Source organism: Alteromonas sp. ALT199, assembly GCF_018619335.1.
GTDB lineage: Bacteria > Pseudomonadota > Gammaproteobacteria > Enterobacterales > Alteromonadaceae > Alteromonas.
The window spans coordinates 1-23,796 of record NZ_JAHHDX010000132.1 but is presented as its reverse complement, the minus strand read 5'-3'; the positions used below and the strand labels follow the sequence as shown (position 1 = coordinate 23,796).

General features: G+C 44.0%; 19 protein-coding genes and 1 other RNA gene. 7 read left to right on the top strand and 13 right to left on the bottom strand.

Going from position 1 to position 23,796, the window contains the following annotated elements; all coding sequences use genetic code 11:
- Positions 1–164: 164 nt before the first annotated feature.
- The 6 genes from KL866_RS14570 to KL866_RS14545 form a co-directional block, all read right to left on the bottom strand.
- Complete coding sequence (locus KL866_RS14570) at positions 165–1,040, bottom strand: multidrug transporter (protein WP_214995686.1); 876 nt, start codon at positions 1,038–1,040, stop codon at positions 165–167.
- A 52-nt stretch (positions 1,041–1,092) separates the two neighbouring features.
- The gene (locus KL866_RS14565) at positions 1,093–2,643 is read right to left on the bottom strand and encodes a M28 family metallopeptidase (protein WP_214995728.1); all 1,551 of its coding nucleotides are present in this window, start codon (positions 2,641–2,643) and stop codon (positions 1,093–1,095) included.
- 337 nt (positions 2,644–2,980) lie between these two features.
- Positions 2,981–4,153: an FAD-dependent monooxygenase gene (locus KL866_RS14560; RefSeq protein ID WP_214995684.1), complete on the bottom strand. Its 1,173-nt coding sequence runs from the start codon at positions 4,151–4,153 to the stop codon at positions 2,981–2,983.
- The gene (locus tag KL866_RS14555) at positions 4,140–5,531 is read right to left on the bottom strand and encodes an FAD-dependent monooxygenase (RefSeq protein WP_214995727.1); all 1,392 of its coding nucleotides are present in this window, start codon (positions 5,529–5,531) and stop codon (positions 4,140–4,142) included. Before KL866_RS14555 ends, KL866_RS14560 begins: the two co-directional genes overlap by 14 nt.
- Before the next feature lie 42 nt (positions 5,532–5,573).
- Positions 5,574–6,887 (bottom strand): Xaa-Pro aminopeptidase, encoded by a 1,314-nt coding sequence (pepP, locus tag KL866_RS14550; RefSeq protein WP_214995682.1) that lies wholly within the window; start codon positions 6,885–6,887, stop codon positions 5,574–5,576.
- Between the two features lie 75 nt (positions 6,888–6,962).
- Positions 6,963–7,529: a UPF0149 family protein gene (locus KL866_RS14545; protein ID WP_025256105.1), complete on the bottom strand. Its 567-nt coding sequence runs from the start codon at positions 7,527–7,529 to the stop codon at positions 6,963–6,965.
- A 534-nt stretch (positions 7,530–8,063) separates the two neighbouring features.
- On the opposite strand from KL866_RS14545, the gene ssrS reads away from it, so the two are divergent.
- From ssrS to serA, 7 genes are all read left to right on the top strand, one after another.
- A non-coding RNA gene (ssrS, locus tag KL866_RS14540) (6S RNA) lies at positions 8,064–8,246 on the top strand.
- A 21-nt stretch (positions 8,247–8,267) separates the two neighbouring features.
- On the top strand, positions 8,268–9,164 hold the full coding sequence (locus tag KL866_RS14535; protein WP_025256106.1) for a ribokinase: 897 nt from the start codon (positions 8,268–8,270) through the stop codon (positions 9,162–9,164).
- A gap of 22 nt (positions 9,165–9,186) precedes the next feature.
- The gene (locus tag KL866_RS14530) at positions 9,187–10,128 is read left to right on the top strand and encodes a nucleoside hydrolase (RefSeq protein ID WP_025256107.1); all 942 of its coding nucleotides are present in this window, start codon (positions 9,187–9,189) and stop codon (positions 10,126–10,128) included.
- A 59-nt stretch (positions 10,129–10,187) separates the two neighbouring features.
- Positions 10,188–11,804: an ATP-binding protein gene (locus KL866_RS14525; protein ID WP_214995680.1), complete on the top strand. Its 1,617-nt coding sequence runs from the start codon at positions 10,188–10,190 to the stop codon at positions 11,802–11,804.
- A gap of 45 nt (positions 11,805–11,849) precedes the next feature.
- A complete protein-coding gene (locus KL866_RS14520) occupies positions 11,850–12,494 on the top strand; it encodes a 5-formyltetrahydrofolate cyclo-ligase (RefSeq protein ID WP_251140081.1) in 645 nt (214 codons plus the stop codon).
- 102 nt (positions 12,495–12,596) lie between these two features.
- On the top strand, positions 12,597–13,253 hold the full coding sequence (gene rpiA, locus KL866_RS14515; RefSeq protein WP_025256110.1) for a ribose-5-phosphate isomerase RpiA: 657 nt from the start codon (positions 12,597–12,599) through the stop codon (positions 13,251–13,253).
- Positions 13,254–13,652: 399 nt separating this feature from the next.
- Positions 13,653–14,882 (top strand): phosphoglycerate dehydrogenase, encoded by a 1,230-nt coding sequence (gene serA / locus KL866_RS14510; RefSeq protein WP_214995678.1) that lies wholly within the window; start codon positions 13,653–13,655, stop codon positions 14,880–14,882.
- A gap of 127 nt (positions 14,883–15,009) precedes the next feature.
- Here the strand turns inward: serA and KL866_RS14505 are convergent, their stop codons facing one another.
- The 7 genes from KL866_RS14505 to KL866_RS14475 all read right to left on the bottom strand — a co-directional run bounded on the left by KL866_RS14505 (position 15,010) and on the right by KL866_RS14475 (position 23,504).
- On the bottom strand, positions 15,010–15,756 hold the full coding sequence (locus KL866_RS14505; RefSeq protein WP_025256112.1) for a YdiY family protein: 747 nt from the start codon (positions 15,754–15,756) through the stop codon (positions 15,010–15,012).
- Positions 15,757–15,965: 209 nt separating this feature from the next.
- Positions 15,966–16,769 (bottom strand): YdiY family protein, encoded by an 804-nt coding sequence (locus KL866_RS14500; protein WP_025256113.1) that lies wholly within the window; start codon positions 16,767–16,769, stop codon positions 15,966–15,968.
- Between the two features lie 136 nt (positions 16,770–16,905).
- Positions 16,906–17,730: an HDOD domain-containing protein gene (locus KL866_RS14495; protein ID WP_025256114.1), complete on the bottom strand. Its 825-nt coding sequence runs from the start codon at positions 17,728–17,730 to the stop codon at positions 16,906–16,908.
- A gap of 22 nt (positions 17,731–17,752) precedes the next feature.
- The gene (locus tag KL866_RS14490) at positions 17,753–18,043 is read right to left on the bottom strand and encodes a DUF1289 domain-containing protein (RefSeq protein ID WP_214995676.1); all 291 of its coding nucleotides are present in this window, start codon (positions 18,041–18,043) and stop codon (positions 17,753–17,755) included.
- Positions 18,044–18,217: 174 nt separating this feature from the next.
- Positions 18,218–18,928: an SIMPL domain-containing protein gene (locus KL866_RS14485; protein WP_025256116.1), complete on the bottom strand. Its 711-nt coding sequence runs from the start codon at positions 18,926–18,928 to the stop codon at positions 18,218–18,220.
- A 176-nt stretch (positions 18,929–19,104) separates the two neighbouring features.
- Positions 19,105–22,227 carry an efflux RND transporter permease subunit gene (locus tag KL866_RS14480; RefSeq protein WP_214995674.1) on the bottom strand — a complete coding sequence of 1,041 codons (3,123 nt, stop codon included), beginning with the start codon at positions 22,225–22,227 and terminating at the stop codon, positions 19,105–19,107.
- On the bottom strand, positions 22,227–23,504 hold the full coding sequence (locus KL866_RS14475; protein WP_214995672.1) for an efflux RND transporter periplasmic adaptor subunit: 1,278 nt from the start codon (positions 23,502–23,504) through the stop codon (positions 22,227–22,229). The genes KL866_RS14480 and KL866_RS14475 overlap by 1 nt, the downstream gene beginning before the upstream one ends.
- Between the last annotated feature and the right edge of the window lie 292 nt (positions 23,505–23,796).

Sequence of the window (23,796 nt, the reverse complement as noted above, 5' to 3'; positions counted from 1 at the left end):
TGAGTTATTGCTTTTAGTGCTATCTTTAATTAAGTTGGTGCTGCAAGCGCTTAGCGCCGCAAATATGATAAGCCCAATGATATATTTCAAAACTTCTCTACACTCTTAAATCGCGTCAGTATTCACGCTTTCGAACACTGACTGAAAAAACAATTTACTCGACACTATGCCCACATCACCATGACGGCGGCAACGCCAATAAGCAAAAGCCCTATAATTTCTCTACGCGTTACCGCGTTCTTTAGCCAGTAATGGGATAACAACAGGGTGAGCAAAACCTCTAACTGCCCAAGTGTTTTAACTAGCGCTACATGCTGCAGCGCCATGGCAGTAAACCAGCAAATAGAACCCAAACAGCTAACCATACTTATTGCTAGCACCTGCTTTTTAGCGTTTAGTAACTGCTTAAACACAAATGGTTTAGTTAAAGCAATATACCCGCTCAGCGCTATTGCCTGTACGCATAGCACCCATAGTAAAACCCAAGCAGCGGCAAGGGTGTATTGTATAGTGAGCATGTGGCTAGCTTCGCGCACTAGCAATGACGTTAAAGCAAAACAGGTACCACAGGCAAGGCCAAGCACCATGGTTTTCAAACTAATGCCTTGAAGCCTGTTACCACTGCTTAAAACAAATACTGCGACTCCGCCTATAACTATACCCGCCCAGCCAAGGGGCGTTAAGTAACTGCCAAAAAAGAGCATGCCAACCACGCCCGCAACCAAGGCCTCACTTTTCGCTAGGCCAGCCCCTATGGCAAAGTTCTTCTGCTTAAACAAAATCACCATGAGCGAGGTGGCCGCTATTTGAAGTAGTGAAGCGCACAAAATCACAACTATGAATGAGCCCGTAAATTGCGGCAGTTGGCTTGCACTACTGCTATAGAGAATAAGCAAATAAACAAGGGCTATGGGCGGAGCCAAGATAAAGCGTGATAGCGTAACACCAGAGGTGTTAACTGAACTACTTAGTTTGCTTTGCAGCGCATTACGCACGGTTTGCATGATTACCGCGCCCAATGTGAATAATGCCCAACTCATTAGCGTCGCTTTACCTTTAAGATCAATTTACTACATGCCGTTCAAGCGTTTTTTATTTGGTGGTAGTTTCGCTACCAGACAACGCCTCTAGACGCTTTGCTTTAAAGTCACTTTCGCGCTTCCAGTAAGGCCATACATCACCTTGAGCATAATGAGTAAGCATGGTCCCAATAAGAGAGAGATCTTGTTTTACGCCCCCTAAGGTCCAGCTTGGAAGATAGTCATCATCGGCTTTGTGATAGCGCTTAGCGATAAAACTTGGGTCGGTATCGCCTAAGCTCATAAACAAAATAGAGGGCACGCCCTGTTTTGCGAGTGCGAAATGATCAGAGCGGAAGAACAGGCCATTTTGAGGGCGCGGGTCCATCTTAACGGTTCGCCCTTGTAACCCAGCAGCCATGGCTAAATCATCTTCAATAGATAAGTAGCCTTCGCCATACTGCAAGATATAGTCAACATCGTCGTTTACGTTCATGCCGTCGATGTTTAAAAACGCTACCATGTTCTTAGTAGGTACAGGTGGGTTATTTGCAAAATAATCAGCACCTAACAGCCCTGTTTCCTCGGCGGTAAATGCGCTAAACATTAGCGTACGCGCAAAGCCATTTTTGTGCTTTGAGAGCGCATCTGCCAGCGTTAGCACACCAGCTGTGCCAGATGCGTTATCTACCGCACCATTGTAAATAGTAGTTTTGCCGTTCTTCTCTACCTTTCCAAGGTGATCCCAATGAGCATGCAGCATTACCCACTCTTCTGGCTTTGAGGTGCCTTCTATAATACCGGCAACATTCTGCGATTCAGCATGCTCGATAGCATTAGTGAATTTTAGTGAAGCTTTGGTGTTTAAAGAGATAGGCGTGAAGCCAGGCTTGGATGCTTTTCTTTTGAGCTCGCCGTAATCTAAGCCGGCTTTTTCAAAAAGCGTTCTGGCAGCATTAAGGTGAAGCCACCCCATTACGCCTACTTGTGACGCATTATTATTGTCATCAACTAGGCTAAACTTAGTATTAGAATTTGAGTTTTCAACAACGCCCCAGCCGTAGCCAGCAGGCATGGTTTCATGAACAATGAAGACAGCTTCTGCGCCCTGCCTAGCGGCTTCTTCGTATTTGTATGTCCATCGGCCGTAATAGGTCATGGCATTGCCTTGAAACAGATTTGGATCTTTAGAAGCAAAACCTGGGTCGTTTACCAGCATTACAACCGTTTTACCTTTTACATTAAGGCCAACGTAATCATTCCAGTTATACTCAGGCGCATTTATACCGTACCCCACAAAAATCAACTCACTATCAGTTAGTGAGTATTCATTTACTATACGCTGTGTTCGAGCAGTAAACTCACTTCCCGACTCAAAAGAAAGCTCACCAATGCTTAATGAACTCATATTGCTAGGCGTTATTTTGGCGAGTGGCACAGCTTGCGTGTAACTATCACCAAAAGCCGGTTTTAGCCCTAACTTCTTATACTCTGCTACCAAGTATTCTACGGTTTTCTTCTCGCCTTTTGATAACGGCCCTCGCCCTTCGAACTCATCACTAGCCAATGTTTTAACGTGCTCGCGATAAACGCCTAAATCAATAGCGGTGTTATTCAGCTCCATTTTCTCACTTGCTAGCGTTGCCGAAGATAGTCCACCAGCGTTTTTAGTAGTAGTTTCGGCACTTGCTAAGCTAATAGAAAGAGTAGCGGTAAGCAGAGAAGCGCAAGCGAAAGACAAGGCACGATAAGGTTTGCAAAGAGAAATAGTCATAAGCCGTTGGTGCAAATAAAAAAGGATATCAAAGAGTATCCTTTACCGCTAACTATCTCAATGCCAAGAGTGCAAGAATGGGGTCAGAGTACATTACTTAGTTTTGCTCAGCGTAAAATCGAAATAATGTACTCTGACCCCATACTTGACGCTGTGAAATGTACTCTGACCCCATTATTTTTTGGGTTTAAAGGCCCATGGCGTGGCTGACGAAAGCGTTTTTAATGGTTGTGAGTTTGTCGGTGGCTGAAAGCCCTATGCCGCGAACTAGTTTTTTGAGAGGGTCGTTGCCGTCGAACAAGAACTTGAAGCCATCCATTGCTGCTATCATTTTCGTGGCTTCTGTTTTCCGGCTGCGCTCGTAGCTGCGCAGGTGCTTGTATAAACCTATATCTTTACCAGCATTACTTAGGCTGCTTAGTGATTCAGCCAGCGCTAGGGCATCTTGCATACCCAGGTTTGCTCCCTGCCCGGCAAGCGGGTGAATGGTATGCGCTGCATCGCCCACCAGCGCTACCCCATCTTTGGCCCACTGCCTTGCATAGCGCATGGTGAGCGGAAACGCGGCGCGCTCGGTTTCAAGCGAGATAGTGCCTAGAACGCTATTGCTTGCGGCGGTTAAAGCGTGACAAAAAGCGTCATCGTCGAGTGCCATTAGCACGCTTGCTTGTTCTGGCGTTTGCGACCACACAATTGAACACACATTTGGTTCGCACATTGGAAGCAGCGCTAGCGGCCCTGTGGGCGTAAACGCTTGTCGCGCCACATTGTTGTGCGGCTCATCGGTTTTTATATTAGCTACAATGGCCGTATGCTCATAATCTTTAAAGGTAATTGCCAAGCCAGCCTGCTTCCTTACAAACGAATTTGCACCATCTGCACCTACAAGCAATCTGCAGCTTAATACGTCGTCGTTATCAAGCATTAGCATGGTTTGGTTTGGGCCAGCAAGTACCCTTTCAATACCCGTAGTGACTACCTGCACATTAGGCTGAGCCTCTACCGACTTAGCAAGTGCATTCACCAATGCTTGATTCTCAACGATTACTCCTAGGGTATCGCTACCCATCTCATCACACGAAAAATGTATATCGCCAAAACTGTCTTTGTCCCACACATGCATTGCAGTGTAGGGGTTGGCGCGGTCTTGCTGTAAATGAGGCCACACATCAAACTGTTGCAACGCTTTAATATTAGCTTGATTGATTGCGCTAACACGCGCCGTTGGTTTATCTGCAAGCACCTGATAACAGGGCGACTTATCAATAACCGCTATATTTAGTTCACTGTCTTTTAGCGCTGCGGCTAGGGTTAACCCTACAATTCCACCGCCCACTATTGCTATATCAACATGCTGCATTGTTATCTCTATTTCCGTGTGGTGTTACGCCATAACCTGTGGTGTGCTTTACAAAGGTTTTCTTCGCTTGCGGCATCATACTTAATGCAAGTAAGGAAACGTTGCGGCCTATGACGGTAGGAAAATACTGGTTGGAGAAAGTTCGCACTAAGGTATCGGTAAGCGCAATCGTATTATCTCGGTCTTTCTTACGCTCGTTCGCATAGCGCTGAATGATACTAAAAGCGCCAGCGTCAAAGTGGTCATCGCTACCTTCCGATTGCGATTTTTGAGCGTTTTCTTGCGTAAAAGCTTGCGATTTAGAAAGCTCAGATGCAGCGTTTTTTAATACAGATTCTCTTTTTAATATACATACTAAGGCACTCAAATCGCGTAAGCCTAAATTGAACCCCTGCCCTGCTATAGGATGTAGGGCTTGCGCAGCGTTCCCCACTACTACCGTTCGGTGGCTGGTAACTTGCTGGGCTTTAGTCAGCGCCAAAGGATAGCTAGCCGTGTCACTCACTCTTAGTATTTTGCCCTGACGATAGCCGAAAGCGTGTTGAAGCGCTTTAACAAACGACGCTTTATCCATTTCCATAAGTGCTCTAGCGGCTTGAGTTTCTAGCGTCCACACCACTGAAAAACCATTGCCATTCGCCTTTACGTCGTTAATTTCACTATCAAAGGGTAGAAAAGCAAGGGGGCCAGAATCGGTAAAGCGTTCGTACGCTTTATTTTCATGAGGCATTTGCATATGCACATTAAATACAATAGCGGTTTGATGATAGTCGCTTACGGTTTTAGCAATACCCACACGCTCGGCTAAACCTGAACGCCCGCCATCTGCGAGTATTAGCAGCTTAGTGGTTAGTACATCTCCACTATCTAGCAATACGTCTACATGGTCGCTGTGCTGTTCAACCCCTGTTACTTTTGCTGGCGCTATATGCTGATAAGCAGTACTCGCATTTGCTGCTAAGCGCGTGAGTGCGCTTAAACTTACCACCTGGCCGAACGCGTCGATGTGATAATCTTGGCTATGCAGGTTTAAAAGGCCAAGGTGACCTTTATCGCTAACTTCTATTTGCTTTATTTTGGGCGGTAGTTCGCCGTTGTGCTGCTTGGCTAAGTCGTCAAGGCTTAAACCAACATCGGCTAATTCGTTAACCGTACGTCTTGCTAACGCAATAACTCGTGTATCGGTAAACGGGTTAAAGTCATTGTGAGAGGGTGCCATTTCTTTTGGGTCTGCAGCGTCAATAAGTGCGACACTCAATCCGGTATTTTTACCCTCGGACTTTTTAAGAGAAATGTTTTCACAAAGTGCTTTAGCAAGCACGGTTCCTACAATCCCACCACCAATAATAACTACATCAACCGCTGCCGATTCCACTATATTTGTCTTCCCGTCGCTTTAGCTTTAGCGCTTTTTGTTGTTTTAATTTTTCGCCATTAGTGATTCGATTTCGTCAATCTCTTTAGGCACGTCAGATGTAAGAATTTCCACACCCGATGCTGTGATAACCACATCGTCCTCTATGCGAACACCTATGCCCTTGTATTTATCGGGTGCTCCACTGTCTTGACTGATATAAATACCCGGCTCTACCGTTATAACCATTCCGGGCTTTAGTGGGCGGTCTTGGCCGTTTATTTTGTAATTACCTACATCGTGCACGTCTAGCCCTAAAAAGTGACCTAACCCGTGCATATAAAACTGGCGCCAGCTTTCGTTCTCAAGGTTCTCAGCAACACTACCTTCTAAAACACCAAGGTCAACTAAACCTTCAGTAATAATTTCCGCGCTGTGCAGCATTGCTTCAGAAAGCGTTACGCCGGGCGCTAGCATATCCAATACGCTTTTTTGCGCTTTCAGTACAACACTGTAAATTTCACGCTGAGCGTGACTGAACTTACCATTTGCAGGAAATGTTCGGGTAATGTCTGCAGCATAGCCTTGATATTCTGCGCCGGCATCGATCAAGATCAAATCACCGTCGCTTACCTGCGCATTGTTTTGTGTGTAATGCAAAATACAGGCGTTATCACCGCTTCCTACAATCGTGCTGTAAGCCGGAGAACGCGCACCAGCCATAGCAAACTCATGGTGAATTTCAGCTTCTAGCTGATATTCAAAACAGCCAGGAGAAGCAAACCGCATAGCGCGTTTGTGAGCTCGGGCACTAATTTCCCCCGCCGCTTTCATCATTGCCACTTCACAGGCAGACTTAAACAGCCGCATTTCATGCAGTTGGGGGCGTAAATCGTGTACCGCACCAGGCGCTAATGATTCTTTTGGCGCTTCACGCAAAGTATTGAGAGCTTCTGTAAATAATCTGTCATTAAGTTTGTTATGACCTAATGAAAAGTACACGTTGTCTTGCCCTTGAATAGACGCTAACAAGGCTTCTTCTAATTCATCTAATTCAAACGCTTCATCTAGGCTAAATCGAGAAAGCGCAGCTTCAGCACCGAGGCGCTTACCGTGCCAAAATTCAGCGCTTTTGTCTTTTTCCTGAACCACCATTGCGCGATAGCTCTCGCCGTAGCGAGGATGATTAGACAATATTAACCATGCATCAGGCTCTTCAAAACCCGTTAAATACCAAAAGTCGCTGTCTTGTCTAAAGGTATACTCGGTGTCTCGGCTTCGCGTTACCAGCCCAGCGGCAGGTACTATACACACACTGTTTGGCTGACACTGTGCCAGCAGCCTGTCTTGCCTGGCAATAAACTCTTGAGCGCTAATCATAAACTAGAAAACCCTAACTAATTCACTGTAAAGTAAGCCGGTTAAACAGCTGCTACTTTTAACTTTCCTTAAGTACTAGTGTACGGATGGCGTGTCTTGTTGATCATCAAGAAGTGATTGACCAAGTTCACTGAAGCACAAAATAGCTGAGATTTTTACATATTCTTCAACCTCAAAGAGTGCTTTTTCAGATTCTTCGTCAGCATCCATCGGCTCTTCCATGCGAGAGATATCCGAGAAATCTTCAAGGGCTTCTTTTACGTCGTCAGAACATTGAACTAAATCTTGCTGATGTAAGCCAAAGCCAAGCATAAATCCCTGCACCCAGTTGATAAGCGCAGCGCCGCGGTCGTTGATAGGCGCTTGGTCTTCAGGAAGCAGCAAGCTAAGCGCAAATTCAGGCTCTAATAACTGCTGACAGGTTTGGTTGAAAAGCGTATTGAGGAGGTGTTGAATTTGATCACTAAAAGCATCACCTTGGTTGATGGTTTCGCTAAGGGCTTCAAGCCACTTCTGGTCGGTCAGTGACATGCCACCACAAAGCATTCCCGTAAGAATACCGTGCACTTCTGCCGCATCTACAATGATACCTTGCTGTGACAATTTATTAGTTACGCTATCGTAATCGAGCTGTTTTTCCACGATTCGTTCTCTTTATTTAAGATGAGTTGAGATTTTACAGCCCTTTTTGATTCGGCCGTTACTCCGTGATGGCGTTAATACTAGCAAAAATCAATATACAAAGCCCACTTTTGCCAATTTACCGCGCAGTGTTTACACAGTTATTTATTTGCGGAGTTTATACTTTATACAACAAGCGTAAGCATTGATTACTGACTGTTCAAACAACCATTGATTGACCCTAAATTAATAAAATACATGTTTCTATGGCTAGCAACGGAGGCATAATTCATCTAAGATCATATTCGTTGGATACGGAATTCCTCTCGCAACACTAACTCAACGACTTGTAAGTTTATAAGAGCCTGAATTTGCTGTTTGGTTGTTATTGAGCTTATCGTATATGCGTGTATAATTGCTGACCAATTGGTCAAGAAAATAGTATTTTTTTACCGCATTTATATTCACCACGCAAAATAGTTATAAAGCGCTTTATGTGATCCTCTTCACTGGATCTTGCGTTTGTTATACCCTGTTGCGTTAATACAACAACAATGTTTCCTGGGATGTTTGCTAGTTCATTCATGTCCCTGGCCGATGCTTTAAACCTAGGAAGTTGAAACAGCTGCTATTGTGCAAGCTCGACGCGTATCGAGAAGCCTACGGCAATTGTGATACTTCCGCCCTGAACTTTTCGGTTCACGGGCGAAACATGAACAGCGGCATTCTGGGAAGCGCCCTCTTTCGACGGAAGAAGAAATGGCAATAATAAATTTTGGCTCTATAAATATTGACCACGTTTATCAGGTAGACCACTTTGTACAACCTGGGGAAACGTTGGCCTCAACCCATTACCAAACTTTACTAGGTGGTAAGGGTGCAAACCAGTCGATTGCTTTAGCGCAAGCAGGTGCAGACGTACGACACGTCGGCAGCATTCACGAAAACGACGCCTCTTTCAAACAAGCCCTTATTAAAAAAGGGGTAGATTGCCGTGGTGTTAAGTGTTCAGAAGTCCCTTCTGGTCACGCTATCATTCAAGTTACGCCTAGCGGCGAAAACGCCATTGTGCTTTTTGGTGGTGCTAACCAAACCATTACAGCCAAAACGGTTATGCAAGCGCTAGACGATACTCGCCCTTCAGACTGGGTACTAACCCAAAACGAAACCAGCAGCATTGAAGAAGTACTTCGCCAAGCGAAAGAAAAACAGCTAAAAGTTGCTTTTAATCCAGCCCCTATGAGCGAGTCGGTTAAACAGCTTCCGCTGGACTGTGTTGATTTACTTATAGTAAATGAAACAGAAGCAGCAGCCATAACTGGCAAAGAAGAATTTGAAGATATTGTGACAGTGTTCAAAGAACAATGGTCACACTGCGAAGTTATTATTACACTGGGTAAAGCAGGCGTAATGATGCTGCGTAAAGACGAAGTAATAGAAGTAAACGCTTTTTCTGTAGATGCAGTTGATACAACTGCAGCAGGCGATACCTTTATCGGTTATTTTTTATCTGCATACAGCAACCACACAGATGCAAAACAAGCGTTGCGTCGTGGCTGTGCCGCCTCAGCGATTGCAGTAACTCGTGAAGGTGCAGCACAGAGTATTCCAACACAAAAAGAAGTGGATCGTTTCTTAGCGAAACACGCCAACTAGCAAGACGCACTGAGAAAATTTAATGGCACATAAGATCATATTAGATACAGATCCGGGGATTGATGATGCAATGGCGATTTTTTTCGCTTTTCAGTCTCCAGACATTGAAGTACTTGGTTTAACCACTGTTTATGGAAACGTACCGGTAACAATGGCAGCGCAAAATGCGTTAACTCTCTGTGAAATTGCAGGAAAAGATATTCCTGTAACCAAAGGTGTAGGTATGCCATGGGTAGGTCCTGAGTCTACGTATGCTCACTTTGTTCACGGCGAGCACGGTTTTGGTCACATTAAACCTGAAGCACCTAAAACAGAGTTAGACCCACGCAGCTCTGCCCAGTTTATTGTAGACATGGCGCGTAAGTACCCAGGTGAAATAACGTTAGTGGCAATTGGTCCATTGGGTAACTTAGCCCTAGCTCTTCGTCTTGAACCTGAGCTACCTAAGCTGGTTAAAGGCGTTAGTATTATGGGTGGAGCAGCGTTTGTACCTGGCAACGTTACACCTGTAGCAGAAGCCAACATTTGGAACGACGCCCACGCAGCGGAAATCGTATTCGCTGCCGATTGGGAACTGACTATGTTTGGTTTGGACGTGACAAACTTCACGCCGTTCTCACCGGAGTTTGTTGAAAAGCTTGAAGAGAAAAACAATACACTTGGTGGCTTTGTAAAAGAAAGTGCTCAGTTCTACATGGACTTTTACTCGCAAAACCGTGAAGACCGTGTATGTTTCTTCCACGATGCATTCCCAATTGCTCACCTTCGCCACCCAGAGCTATTCGAACTGACTGAAGGTCACGCTCGCGTTGGTACAGGCACGTTGGACAGGGGCCAAACAGTGGTTGCACCAACAGGCACTACACCTAGCCCACTTTGGAACGAAGCAAATACCATTAAAGTGGCAACCAAAGTTGACCACAAAAAGCTGGAACAACTATTCATAGACACCTACGCTCTGTGATATGTTTAAGGGATTGTTAATAAACAATCCCTTTTTTATTTCAGCGTTAGGTTTTATAAATGGAAGCAGCTGCACTCCCAGAAAATGAAGATGAACGTCTTGCCGAGCTACTCAGTTACGATGTTCTCGATACTGAAGCAGAGCAGCTTTTTGATGACCTCACCACGTTAGCTTCTCAAATATGCGAAACCCCCATTGCACTTATTAGTCTTATTGACCCTGACAGACAATGGTTCAAGTCTCGCGTTGGAGTAGATGCAGAAGAAACTGCACGTGAAATAGCCTTTTGCTCCCACGCCATTTTGCAAGAAGAAGTGTTTGAAATCTCTAACGCCACGTTAGACCCGCGATTTCATGACAACCCTTTAGTAACGGGTTCGCCGGATATACGCTTTTATGCGGGCGCGCCACTCATTACTCCTTCAGGTCATGCGATTGGAACACTTTGCGCCATTGACAGTAAACCGAAAACGCTTACTGAAACACAAAGAACATCCTTGCAGACATTGAGCAAATCAGTTGTAGCGCATTTAGAGCTAAAGCGTAAGAACCGAGAGCTTGAACGCACTAGCCAATTTAAGTCTGACTTTCTATCCTACGTTAGCCATGAAATTAGAACACCGCTTAACGCTATAAACACGTTCAGCCATCTTCTTGAAGGCGAAGCTCAAAAGTTAGAATTACCCCCGTCTTTTACCACCCCGCTTTCACATGTAAGCCAAAGCGGCGAAAGGCTGCTAGAGATTGTAAATTCGGTATTAGATATCAAGCAAATAGAAGCCGGAAAAATGCGCGTAATGGCTCGAGCAGTGAATACGAGCGACTTCTTCACACATCTGTTTTCGTTAACTAAGATTCGCGCCGAAGACAGCGGTATTGTATTTTCCACCACCATTGATAAATCGGTGCCCGACTCGTTATTTTTTGACGACACCAAGTTTGGACAGGTTGCACTTAATTTATTGTCTAACGCGATTAAATTTACCAATAAAGATAAGTCCGTAAAAGCACAAGTTAAATACAAAAACGGGAAAGTGATATTCAATGTCATTGACGAAGGTATTGGTATAAGTGATAACGACCAAAAGCGACTCTTTGAACCTTTCGAACGAATGAAAAACGCTCAAGCGATTAGTGGAACTGGCTTAGGTTTAAATATATCTAGGCGTCTTATCGAGCTTATGGATGGGACGATTAAAGTGAGCAGTAAATTAAATCACGGTACCCGCATAAGCGTTACCTTGCCCGCCGATGCGCTAAGTGCGAACCAATTCGTTGAGGCACAACCACAAAGCTTTGTAGCACAAGTTAACATTGATAAATCTGCGAATGTGTTAGTGGTTGAAGACCATTATATAAACCAAGTGGTTATCCAGACCTTGTTTGAAAAATTGGGTCTGTCGCTTTCTGTGGTAAGCACAGGTGAAGAAGGGGTTGAATATGCGAAGTCTAACCCCGTTGACCTAGTACTCATGGACCTTAACTTACCGGGTATTCAAGGCGATGAAGCAACGACTCAGATAAAAGTATATAAGCCGAATTTACCGATTGTTGCACTAACGGCTGACGTGATAACTGAGTCAGAGTATTTGCGAGAGCGAGGTCTTGATGACGTGCTAACCAAACCCATAGATAATAGTGAATTGGTTCGTGTGCTGAATCACTATTTAGGATAGTGGAAAAAACTCGTTTTTCTATTCGTAAAAGCAAGGTCGTCAATTATGCAGTCAAGTGTTTCACAAGAAAGGATGCAAGCTAGAGCGCTACTACGAAAGAAACTTCGTGAAGCACGACGCGGTTTATCTGATGAAACACATGAATACGCAGCACAGCGCGTCGCAACTCAACTAAACACCCTGCCCTTTCTCGAGAGCAGTGACACCGTAGCGGGATACTTGGTTAACGATGGCGAGGTAAACTTAAAATATTACATTGAATCAACCTGGCAACTCTCGCATAAAAAGTTCGCATTGCCTGTGCTACACCCTGTATGCAAAGGGCACTTGCTTTTTTTATCTTATACCCCTGATTATCCGTTAATTAATAACAAATACAACATAGAAGAGCCTGTGTTGTCCTGTGAAGCCGTCATACCTGTGACACAATGCGATGTTATTCTCATGCCCCTAGTTGGGTTTGATACAAGCGGAAACCGCTTGGGTATGGGCGGGGGTTATTACGATCGCACCTTAAGCTTTACCCAACGCAAGTTGAATGCTCAACCGACCTTAAACCAGCATACTCCTAAATTAGTAGGTATCGCTCACGATGTGCAAGAAGTTGATGCCCTCCCTGTTGCACCATGGGATGTACCACTAGATGCAATCGTGACCCCTTCACGCACGCTTCTGTTTTCTAACTCATGATAGTGATAGTGATAGTCACTATAAAAAATTGAACATATGAACTTATGGGTTCATGTGCACTTATAAGTTACACTTGCAAGTATAAAAAGTTGGAGAGTAACCATGGATCAGAACGCAAAGAAACAAGCCGTAGCCAAAGCAGCCATTGACTATGTTGAAGCAGACAGTATTGTCGGTGTGGGTACGGGCTCTACTGTTAATTTTTTCATAGAAGAACTGGGCAAGATTAAGCACAAAATTGAAGGTGCGGTTTCAAGCTCAGAAGCATCCACAGAGCGCCTAAAATCCTTAGGAATTGAAGTGTTCGAGCTTAATGAAGTTAGCAATCTTTCAGTTTATATTGACGGTGCGGATGAAGTAACTGAACACAAGCATATGATCAAAGGCGGCGGTGCAGCCCTGACCCGGGAGAAAATTGTAGCTGGCGCTGCCACTACTTTTGTTTGTATTGTGGATGAAAGCAAGCGTGTACCTGTATTAGGTTCGTTTCCTCTTCCCGTAGAAGTCATTCCAATGGCTCGCTCTTTTGTAGCACGCGAGCTGGTAAAATTAGGTGGCGACCCTGAGTACAGACAAGGTGTTGTAACAGATAACGGTAACGTTATTTTAGATGTGCACAACCTTGATATACTTAACCCTAGAGAGCTTGAGCAGCAAATTAATAATATACCTGGCGTAGTAACCAATGGTATTTTCGCCCTGCGCGGAGCGGATGTTGTTCTTAGCGCGACAGAGAGCGGTGTCGACACCTATAAGTAATAGATATTGATACTGGAACGGTTTTCACCGCTAGATCGCTAAGTTCTGTTTATTGGCTTAACGATTACCTAACAACGGTGAAAACCTATACAAAAATAGCTTTTAACTTTACCCGTTTTCTGTTAATTTCCGTTTAGACGTCTAGATGTCTTCAAAGGAAGGATAGATGTCGAAATATCATAGCGGTTTGAGACCATAAAACTTTATAGCTATGGTCATCAGCAAGATTATAATGCTTGTTAGCAACAATGCTTATTAGCAACATAACCTTGAGCGAAAATTTACCATTGCGTCAAGGGTTTGATGCCATTACGGTTTTGTACCTTTGCCTAAATGTTAAGCGCGCTTATACGGGTTATTCCAGCGAACCAAATTACATCAGCGAGAGATAGCGAATTCATGAGCAAAGTTTCATTAGAGAAGGATAAAATCCGAATTTTGTTGTTAGAAGGTGTTCACCAAAGTGCTTTGGAGACGCTTAAAAGTAACGGGTATAGCAACATAGAATTTCTGAAGACCTCTCTTCCTGAAGATGAGTTAATTGAAAAGATTAAAGATGCCCACTTTGTAGGTATTCGCTCGCGCACACAAATTACTGAAAAGGTTGTTGCTGCTGCGCAAAAACTAGTGGCTATAGGCTGCTTCTGTATTGGTACAAACCAAGTAAATTTAGAAGCCACACAACGTCGTGGTATTCCCGTATTCAATGCCCCATTCTCTAATACTCGCTCTGTTGCTGAATTAGTGCTTGGCCAAATTATCCTTCTTCTTCGTCAGGTGCCGAGTAAAAATGCTAAGGCTCATCGCGGTGAATGGGAAAAAACAGCCGTTGGTTCATATGAAGCACGTGGTAAGACGCTGGGCATTATTGGTTATGGCCATATCGGCACTCAGCTAAGTATCCTTGCCGAACACCTTGGTATGCGTGTACAGTTCTTCGATATTGAAGACAAGCTGGTATTAGGTAACTCTACACAAGTAAAATCGTTAGAAAAACTTCTTAATACCTCTGATGTGGTATCTCTTCACGTTCCAGAAACGCAGCAAACCCAAGATATGATTGGCGAAAAAGAGCTGTCTCAAATGAAAAAAGGCAGCATTCTTATTAATGCATCGCGCGGTACAGTTGTTGATATCGATGCGCTAGCTAATGCGCTAGAAAGCGGCAAGCTTAACGGAGCAGCAATTGATGTATTCCCAGTTGAGCCGAAGTCTAATACCGAAGAGTTTGAATCGCCGTTACGCGCCTTCGACAATGTTATCCTTACTCCTCACGTAGGCGGAAGCACCCAAGAAGCGCAAGAAAACATTGGTATTGAAGTAGCGGGTAAACTTGCAAAATATAGCGATAATGGTTCAACCTTGTCTGCGGTTAACTTCCCTGAAGTATCGTTACCAGAACATACGGGCCGTTCACGCCTATTACATGTGCACAGAAACCAGCCAGGTATTCTTACTCAAATTAACCAGGCGTTTGCTGAGAAAGGTATAAATATTGAAGCCCAATACCTACAAACGAACGCTGAAATTGGTTATGTAGTAGTAGATGTAAAAGAAGACCGCGGTTATGAAGCGCTAGCTGAGCTTCAACAAATTGACGGCACAATAAAGACACGTATTCTTCACTAAGAAAACTTATTTAAAGTCTAAACAAAAACGCTGCACATTGCGCAGCGTTTTTTTATGCCTGTAATTTTACTTCAATGCTTTGAAGTGCCCAGCTCTACTTTCGGTATGCCAGGCAAATTAGTTCGGCTTAGAAGAAGTTATAAACTAGGCTAACTGCGGTTTCTGTGTCTAGTTTCTCAACGCCGTCGTCAACATTGGTATTGTGATCAAGTTTGAAAGAAAGACGCATCGAAAGGTTACCGCTGATCGTAGCCGTAAGCGCTGATTCAGCACGAGATTTTGTGTTATCAGAACCGACTTCTGTACTCACTGTTTGTGTAAATTTAGCAGTATCAGAAATTTTCCAAGAATACGCTGACGATGCACGAACAATCACGCTATCTAGGTTTTCATCTTCTTGAGTTTCAATAAACGAGTAACCAGGACCAATTGAATATTCAAGGGTATGGCGGTCATTCTCAAGTATTTTTTGGTTCCAACCCGCTGCAAGCGTTGCTTGATAGTTAAAGTTACTGAAACGGTCATCTTCGTACGACGCAAAGCCGAATAGACGATTATCTGGGTTTTCTAGCTTATAGTTACCCTGTGCTGAACCAAAGAACTTCTGAGCTGACGTGTACTCAACATCATCGCCATTAGAATCTTCCGTGGTTTCTTTTTTATATAAGCCTTCAAGCGCGTAGTCATTACTCCACTTCTCTAATTCTTGGTGTGCAGTTATACCTGCACTGATTGAAGTAGTTTCAGTATTACCCGATGTTGATATAAAGCCTAGCTCGCCTTCCATTGTGAAAGGTTTTACTTCTTTATCTTGAGCGAATACGGCGGGAGAAAGAGAAATTGCAACTAGAGATGCAAGCACTTGCTTTTTCATTAAACAATCCTATTAATTATCGGTCCATAAATTGTACACGACACTTTGAGTACTACAGAGCGGTACGATGCGAGTTTACAAATTAGTTAGACTGCGCCATTTGTTGGCCAGCGCAGCAGATATTGCTGCGCAGTGTACATTCTCACGTCGCTCAGTCAATGCGGAGGCGGTAAAAAACCAATAATACCCGGCAAATTTACACTAATTGACTAAAAGAATTGATAGACTAGCGCTACCGATGTCTCTGTACTTAAAGCCGCAACATCTTCAGGCGTGTCTGTCTCATGATTTAATATAAAAGACAGCTTCATTGCTAAGGAGCCGAAAACGTTGGCCGATAGCGAGGTTTCCGAACGTGATTTTGTATTTTCCGCACCGGCTTCTGTGCTAACAAATTGCCGCAATTTGGCACCTGAACTCCAGTGATATTTATATTCAGCTGATGCACGTACGATTATGCCGTCATTGACAAGGCTATCGTTGTCTTCTTCCACTTCAATAAAGGAGTAACCCGGCCCTAGGCTGTAACGAAACTCACTATCTTCATTTCGCCAAACGCGCTGTGACCAACCCGCTGCTAAGGACGCACGATGATCGTAGCCAGTAAACTGATCATCTTCATAATCACCATACATAAAAAGGCGCCGACCGGGTGTTAGTAACTTGTAATCAAATTGGGCGCTAGTGAAAAAACGTTGTGCACTGATATTTCTTTCTGTTGTGGGCGTTCCACTCTCTTTATATAGCAGTTCTGCAAAATAGACACTGCTCCAATTTTCGGTCTCATGATCAGCGTTAACTGCTGCTTTTACACTGGCTGCTGAAGTATTTCCGGTATTAATCAGAACACCAAGCTCGCCATCTAGATTAAAACGCGGTATTTCATCATCAGTGTCGGGAGTAAAATCTGCATGATAGAGTGTTTCAATAAGATCCCTAGCGCTGGCCGAAGCACAAAGGCTTAGGCAAACAACACCAACGACAAAACTTGGCCGGAAGATTTTTGTGAGCATAATCTTTATATACGTTAAGCTTTTCTAGTTATTAGATCACGTCTTAGAGCGACGCTTGTTATACCAATCCTCTGGAAGAGCTTTGCAACGTTCATGCTAACTATCGGAAACGTTAAGGCGATGTCTTACTACAAGCTCAGTGGATAAGTGAAACAATTTTTGCTGTCTCTTGTTCAGCATATTCAATTGAGTTACTTACTACTTCCATGTCCAGACCTACAGTATTGGCTATCTCAGGAGTAAAAAGTTCAATATCCGCGTAATTTTCTTTGTCTAACTGACTTAATGTAATACGACTTGCGATTGCAAGTACACAGATATCAACCTCAGAGACATATTTGGTTTCATCGTTCATAAATGTAACCGGATAGTAAAGCCCCATAGGCAAGCGCCAGTTTTCAAGTATGATACCGCTACAATGCGAAAACGTAAAACCGAAATATTTAAGCTGCTCGATATGAGGCAATTCAGCTTTTTCAGCACTGCGATAGTCTTGATAAAGCTTAGGTTCTTTCTTCGCTACAATAACTTCGCTGAGGTTTTGTAGAATACCCATGACAAAAAAACGTTCGGCCCCACGAACATTCAAACGCATTGCGAGGCTTTTAGCGACCATGCCGCAATAAACTGAAGCGTGCCAGTATTTATCCAACTCTATCAATATTGTGTCAAAATGTTTAAAAGCTGATGTAGCCGTTTCGGCAATAACTAAGTTGTACAATGCTTCCCCGCCTATAATGTTTATCGCTTTGGCGACAGACTCAATTTGAGAACGGAAGCGGAAAAGGGAACTGTTAGCTAGGCGTAATACCTTTGCTGTAAGAGACGGATCCGCGCTGATCAATTTGGCAATATCCTCGACGTTGGAATGAGGATCGTCCAACATTGAACGCAAACGCATACAGATATCAGGTAACGTGAAGGATTTCGTCGCAAACGAAATATACTTATCTAACGGCATTAAATGGGTCTCTATCTCTTTTTTAACTACTTTTAGGCGGCTTATCGAAAAGAGAAAACTGTTTCGCCGCCTTCTCGCTTTCGAGTACTTGCGCTTGGCGTAATTTAGCCATCTTTGCTTTTTTACGCCTTACACACGCACTAATTATTTTTCTTTTTGCTGCATCATTAACTTTAAGCCAATATAGACGCTCGTCACGACTTCTAAAGCAGCCTTTACAATAACCTCTTGGTCCAGACTCGCAGACACCAATACACGGGCTTGGAATTTCAAAAAATTCCAGCTGCTGCGATTGCTCTTTGAGGTCCGTCATTTCAGGTTTACCACCTTTAAACAATGAGCTTTAAGCACCGAAGTTAATCAGCGCCACACCAAATTAAAACGTAAATAAGCGTATCTCGCCAGTAGACATTAGCAGTAATCTAATACACTAAGTACATGCATACCAAAGTAATAGGTAAACAGCAGTTAAAGCATAGCACGGATATTAATCTACAAGCGTATATTCAACAGTAGACACAACGCGTACTTTCTTAATGTGAGGATGATGGCTATCACGACTTGATATACTAAACTGACCTTGATTAGCACGCTTAATTTTACCTAACGTACTTTTTGAATCTTTAGCGAACTTTTCAGCGACTTCTCGAGCATTCAACGTTGCCTCTTCTATCATTGCGGGCTTCACATCATTTAAGCGAGTAAATACGTAGTCTGGGGCAGCGCGATAGCTTTGCTCTGATAACACTATGCCAGTTTTAATCAGTTCACCAATCTGCTGCATAAGGTCTCGCACCTTTTCAACCTCATTGGAAAAGACAGTTACTGTTTGGATAGCGCTGTAGCGAAACGGTGCCTTTTCGCTACTTCCGTATTGCTGCGCTAACTTATCGTTAATTTCAGGCTTACCTATGGTAATACTTTCTGCGGGAATACCTTTATCTTCTAAAAAGCTCGCCACTTTTATACTGTTTTTTTCAATATGCTCATAAAGCTGAGGTAAATCGTTACCCGCATCGACAAACTGAATAGGCCAAATCACTTGGTCGGCGATGTATTCTTTCTCTGATAACCCCTTCACCGTAACAACTCTGTCCCACGTTTGCATATCACTCATGGCTGAAGATACTTGAACGCCAAGTAATGACACCGCTATCACCATACCCAATGCCATTATTATTGCAGCTCCAATTTTCATTTGAATCTCCGTTTATCTGCTGTGCATTTCACTATAACCATACGATAAAGTGAAATATAAGCATTCTAGCAACGTAAAACGAGTGAAAAACTGACTAATAGTGGCAAAAAAAAGGCCACTCAATTGAGTGGCCTAAAGAGCCCCTTAAGAGGGCAACGCTTGGGTAGACGGGAGAGTTAACCTTTACGTTTTAGCAAATAGTAAAATACGGGAGTTAGAATTAAGCCGAAGAAAGTGACGCCTATCATTCCAGAGAATACGGCCACGCCCATTGCTTGACGCATTTCTGCACCCGCACCAGTAGAGATAACCATAGGTAATACCCCCATGATAAAGGCAATTGATGTCATCAAAATTGGGCGTAAACGCAAGCGACTTGCCTCTTTAATTGCCGAAAGCGCATCCATGCCACTGTCCTGCAGCTCTTTAGCGAACTCGACAATAAGAATGGCGTTCTTCGTGGCAAGACCAACCAATACAATCAGACCAATTTGAGTAAAGATATTGTTGTCACCACCGTAAATCTGAACACCAATAAGGGCGCTCAATAGGGTCATAGGAACAATCAATATAATTGCCAGTGGTAAACGAAGGCTTTCATACTGTGCAGCTAGCACTAAGAACACGAGAAGCACAACCAGTGGAAATACAAAAGCTGATGCATTACCGGCTAATATTTGCTGATAGGTTAACTCTGTCCACTCGTAGGTCATTCCTAGCGGCAAGGTTTCAGCCAAAATCTCTTCGATGGCCGCTTTCGCTTGGTCTGACGAATAGCCAGGCGCTGGAGCACCATTGATTTCGGCGGTAACGTAGCCATTGTAATGCATCACTCGGTCTGGACCGGCGCTATGCTGAACGTCTAGGAATGAACCTAGCGGTATCATTTCACCTTGGCTATTTCTGATTTTAAACTGAGTTATGTCGCCTATCTCTTGACGATATTGGGCATCAGCCTGCACGTTCACTTGGTAAGTACGACCAAACAAGTTGAAGTCATTTACATAAAGCGAACCTAAGTAAGCTTGCATCGTGGTAAATAACGTATCGATGTTTACCCCTTGGCTCACTGCTTTTTCACGATCTACGTCTACATCAAGTTGTGGCACGGCTACAGTAAAGCTTGTGAATGAACCTGTTAGCGCTGGGTGCGCCCACGCTTTACCTATCACTTCCTGGGTTACACGCTCTAGCTCTTCAAAACCTAAGTTTCCTCTATCTTCCACTTGCAAGCGGAAGCCACCGATAGTGCCTAGCCCCATAACCGGAGGTGGCGGAAAAATAGCGACATAAGCCCCTTTGATAGAACCAAACTGCTGATTGAGTTTTGCTGCAATAGCACCTGCAGATAATTCTGGTGACTGTCTTTCGCTAAAAGGCTTAAGCGGCGTGAATAAAATTCCAGAACTTGGGCTATTAGTAAAACCGTTAATATTTAAGCCCGGAAACGCTACTGCGTCTGACACGCCAGGGTGTTCCATCGCAATTCGAGACATTTCACGAATCACTTCTTCTGTTCTATCTAAACTCGCGGCATTAGGAAGTTGCGCAAATGCCACCAAATATTGTTTATCTTGACCTGGAACATACCCAGTCGGTGTAGTTGCAAATTGGTTATAAGTAAGCGCAATAAGGCCCGCATATAACACAAGCACAATACCGCTTTTACGGATCAACCCGCCTACCGCCCCCGTGTACTGCTTTGACCCACGTTCGAAAATACGATTGAAAGGCGCAAATACAAAGCGACCGAATGCTTTATCCATGCCGCGAGTAAGCCAATCGTTTGCTTTACCGTGAGGCTTCAATAGTAGAGCAGATAAAGCAGGACTCAGTGTTAACGAGTTAATTGCAGATATTACCGTCGAAATAGTGATAGTAAGTGCAAACTGTTTATAGAATTGCCCTGTTAAGCCGCTCATGAAAGCCGTTGGTATAAATACGGCAGCCAGAACCAGCGTGGTAGCAATGATTGGCCCAGTTACTTCTTTCATTGCTTGGACAGTAGCGTCAAATGGAGACTTACCTTCGGCAATATTTCGCTCTACGTTTTCCACTACAACGATGGCATCGTCTACAACAATACCAATAGCCAACACTAAGCCAAATAAAGACAACGCATTAAGAGAAAAGCCCATTAACTGCATAAAGGCGAATGTACCTACCAGTGAAATAGGTACCGCAACTAATGGAATAATGGATGCACGCCAAGTTTGAAGAAACAGTACAACTACAAGAACAACAAGTAATACGGCTTCTAAGAGCGTGTTTACTACGGCCTCAATCGAGCCTCTTACAAACACAGTAGGGTCGTAAACAATGTCGTACTCTAAGCCATCGGGAAACACCTTTGAAAGCTCTGCCATGCGCGAACGCACGCCGTCAGATATTTCTATGGCGTTTGAGCCTGGCGCTTGGAATATTGGAATTGCCGCTGCTGGGTTATTATTAAGCAGCGATCTTAAGGCATAATTGTTCGCCCCAAGCTCAACGCGAGCCACATCTTTAAGACGCGTAATCTCGCCTTTCTCACCCGTCTTAACAATGATATTTTCAAATTCGGCTTCGTCTTTTAAACGACCGCGCACATTGATAAGCAGCTGAAATTCACTGGTGCCTGTCGGCTGCGCACCAAGACTTCCTGCCGCAGCTTGCTGGTTCTGATCCGCAATAGCCGCCGCAACATCACCAGGGTTTAATTGAAGTGCTGCAAGCTTGTTAGGGTCTAGCCATACTCGCATGCTAAACTCGCCTGCACCGAATAGACGTACTTGCCCTACCCCATTTATTCGGGCTAGTTCGTCTTTAACAAACTGGTCAGCATAGTTTGAAAGATACAGCATGTCATAACGATTATCGGGCGACGTTAAATGCACCACCATGGTTAAATCTGGTGATGATTTTTCGGTAACCACGCCTAAGCGCTGCACTTCTTGAGGCAAGCGTGGTGTTGCGCGATTCACACGGTTTTGTACCAGCGTTGTCGCTTCGTCTGGATCGGTACCGATAGCGAATGTAATCGTTAAGGTCATGCGGCCGTCACTGGTAGCTTGAGAAGACATATACAGCATATCTTCGACACCGTTAATTTCTTGTTCTAACGGCGTGGCTACGGTTTCGGCGATAACTTCAGGGTTTGCGCCAGGGTAGTTCGCGGTTACCACCACAGTAGGCGGCACCACTTCGGGGTATTCAGTGATGGGCAGTTGCCAAACGGCGATGGCACCACCAATAAAAATAAGCAGGGAAAGCACGCCCGCAAAAATCGGGCGGCTAATGAAAAACTGCGAGATATTCATTACTTAAGACCTGCCGTTGCTGCACCTGAGGTAAATGAACCACCAGATAAAACATCTTCATATTGCGCCATGTTTTGGGTTACTTGAGTAGCATTATCAACACGTGACTGCCAGTTAGATAAGCTTGCAAGCGCATCGTCATCCCCCATAGATACTTCATTTGCGGCAACCTGTGCGCCAGGGCGAACACGCTGCAAGCCATCAACCACAATGGTGTCGTTTGCTTTTAAGCCGCTAGTGATAATGCGCATGCTACCTACTTTGTCACCTAGAGTAACCGCACGGTATTCCACTTTACTTTCGTCGTTCACAACCAGAACAAACTTGTTGTTAAGGTCTGTGCCAATGGCTTTTTCTTTAATTAAAATGCCTTGCTCTTCGGTATCGCCTGCCAATTTTAAATGTGTAAACAATCCAGGAATTAAGCGCCCTTCTTCATTGTTGAATACCGCTCGAACGCGAAGTGTCCCTGTGCTGCCGTTAACTTGATTGTCGATAAAATCTATTTGGCCCCAATGATTGTAGTCTGACTCGTTGGCAAGACGCATGGCTACTGGCTGGTCGCTTACTGCGGTCGACGCACTTTTATCACTGTTAACGTAATTAAGGTAAGTCTGCTCATCTATATCGAAATACGCATATAAACGGTCAGTAGACACAATTCGGGTTAGCTCGGTTTGACCGGCAGTAACAAAGTTACCTTCTGTTATATTGGCTCGCGATATACGCCCAGAAATAGGTGCTTCAACACGGGCGAATCCGCGATTCAAGCGCGCTACTTCAAGCGTTGCTTGTGTTTGATTTAAGCTTGCTAGCGCTTGATTTTTTTCTGCTAAACGAGCATCAAGCACTTCTTCAGAAACCGCTTGAGTTTTACGTAATTTAAACGCGCGGTTGTAGTTTTGCTCAGCCAGTTTTACACGGCTTCTCGCTTCTTCAAGCTGAGCGGCCAAACGGTCCACTTCCGCTTTAAATGTGCGATTATCAATTAAGAATAAGGTTTGCCCTTGCTCAACGTATTCACCTTCATCAAACGCAACAAAATCGATATAGCCCGACACGCGTGGTCGAAGTGCAACAATGTGCGGCGATTCTAAACGGCCTGTGAAGTTGTCCCATTCGGTTAAACGCTGAGTTACCACAGAAGCCACATCAACAGGAATGCCTGTATTTTTGTTTGCGCTCATTGATTGACTTGGATCCTGCTCGTCACCACCGCATGCAGCGACAAGCGCAGTTAGGCTAACTATTGCCAATAAACGGGTAAAAATATTCATTGCAAGATTCTCTAAATAATTAAACTAAAGTTTGATGCCGCGCATTATGCATACGCCAAAACAATAAAAATAATTATCTTTTCATATGAAACACATCACATACTGTTATATATTGATAAACGAGCACGAATGCCCGAATGTGTTTTTCTAGCTCTACGGGCGAATGTTAGGGAAAAGGTAAGAATAACCTTATAGAAAGCAAAAGCTTATAGTTATAGTGGGTCTCAGCGAGATAGCGTATCAAAGTCGCTCATCGCATTCATTTGATAATAGAATGTATTTAGCTATAACC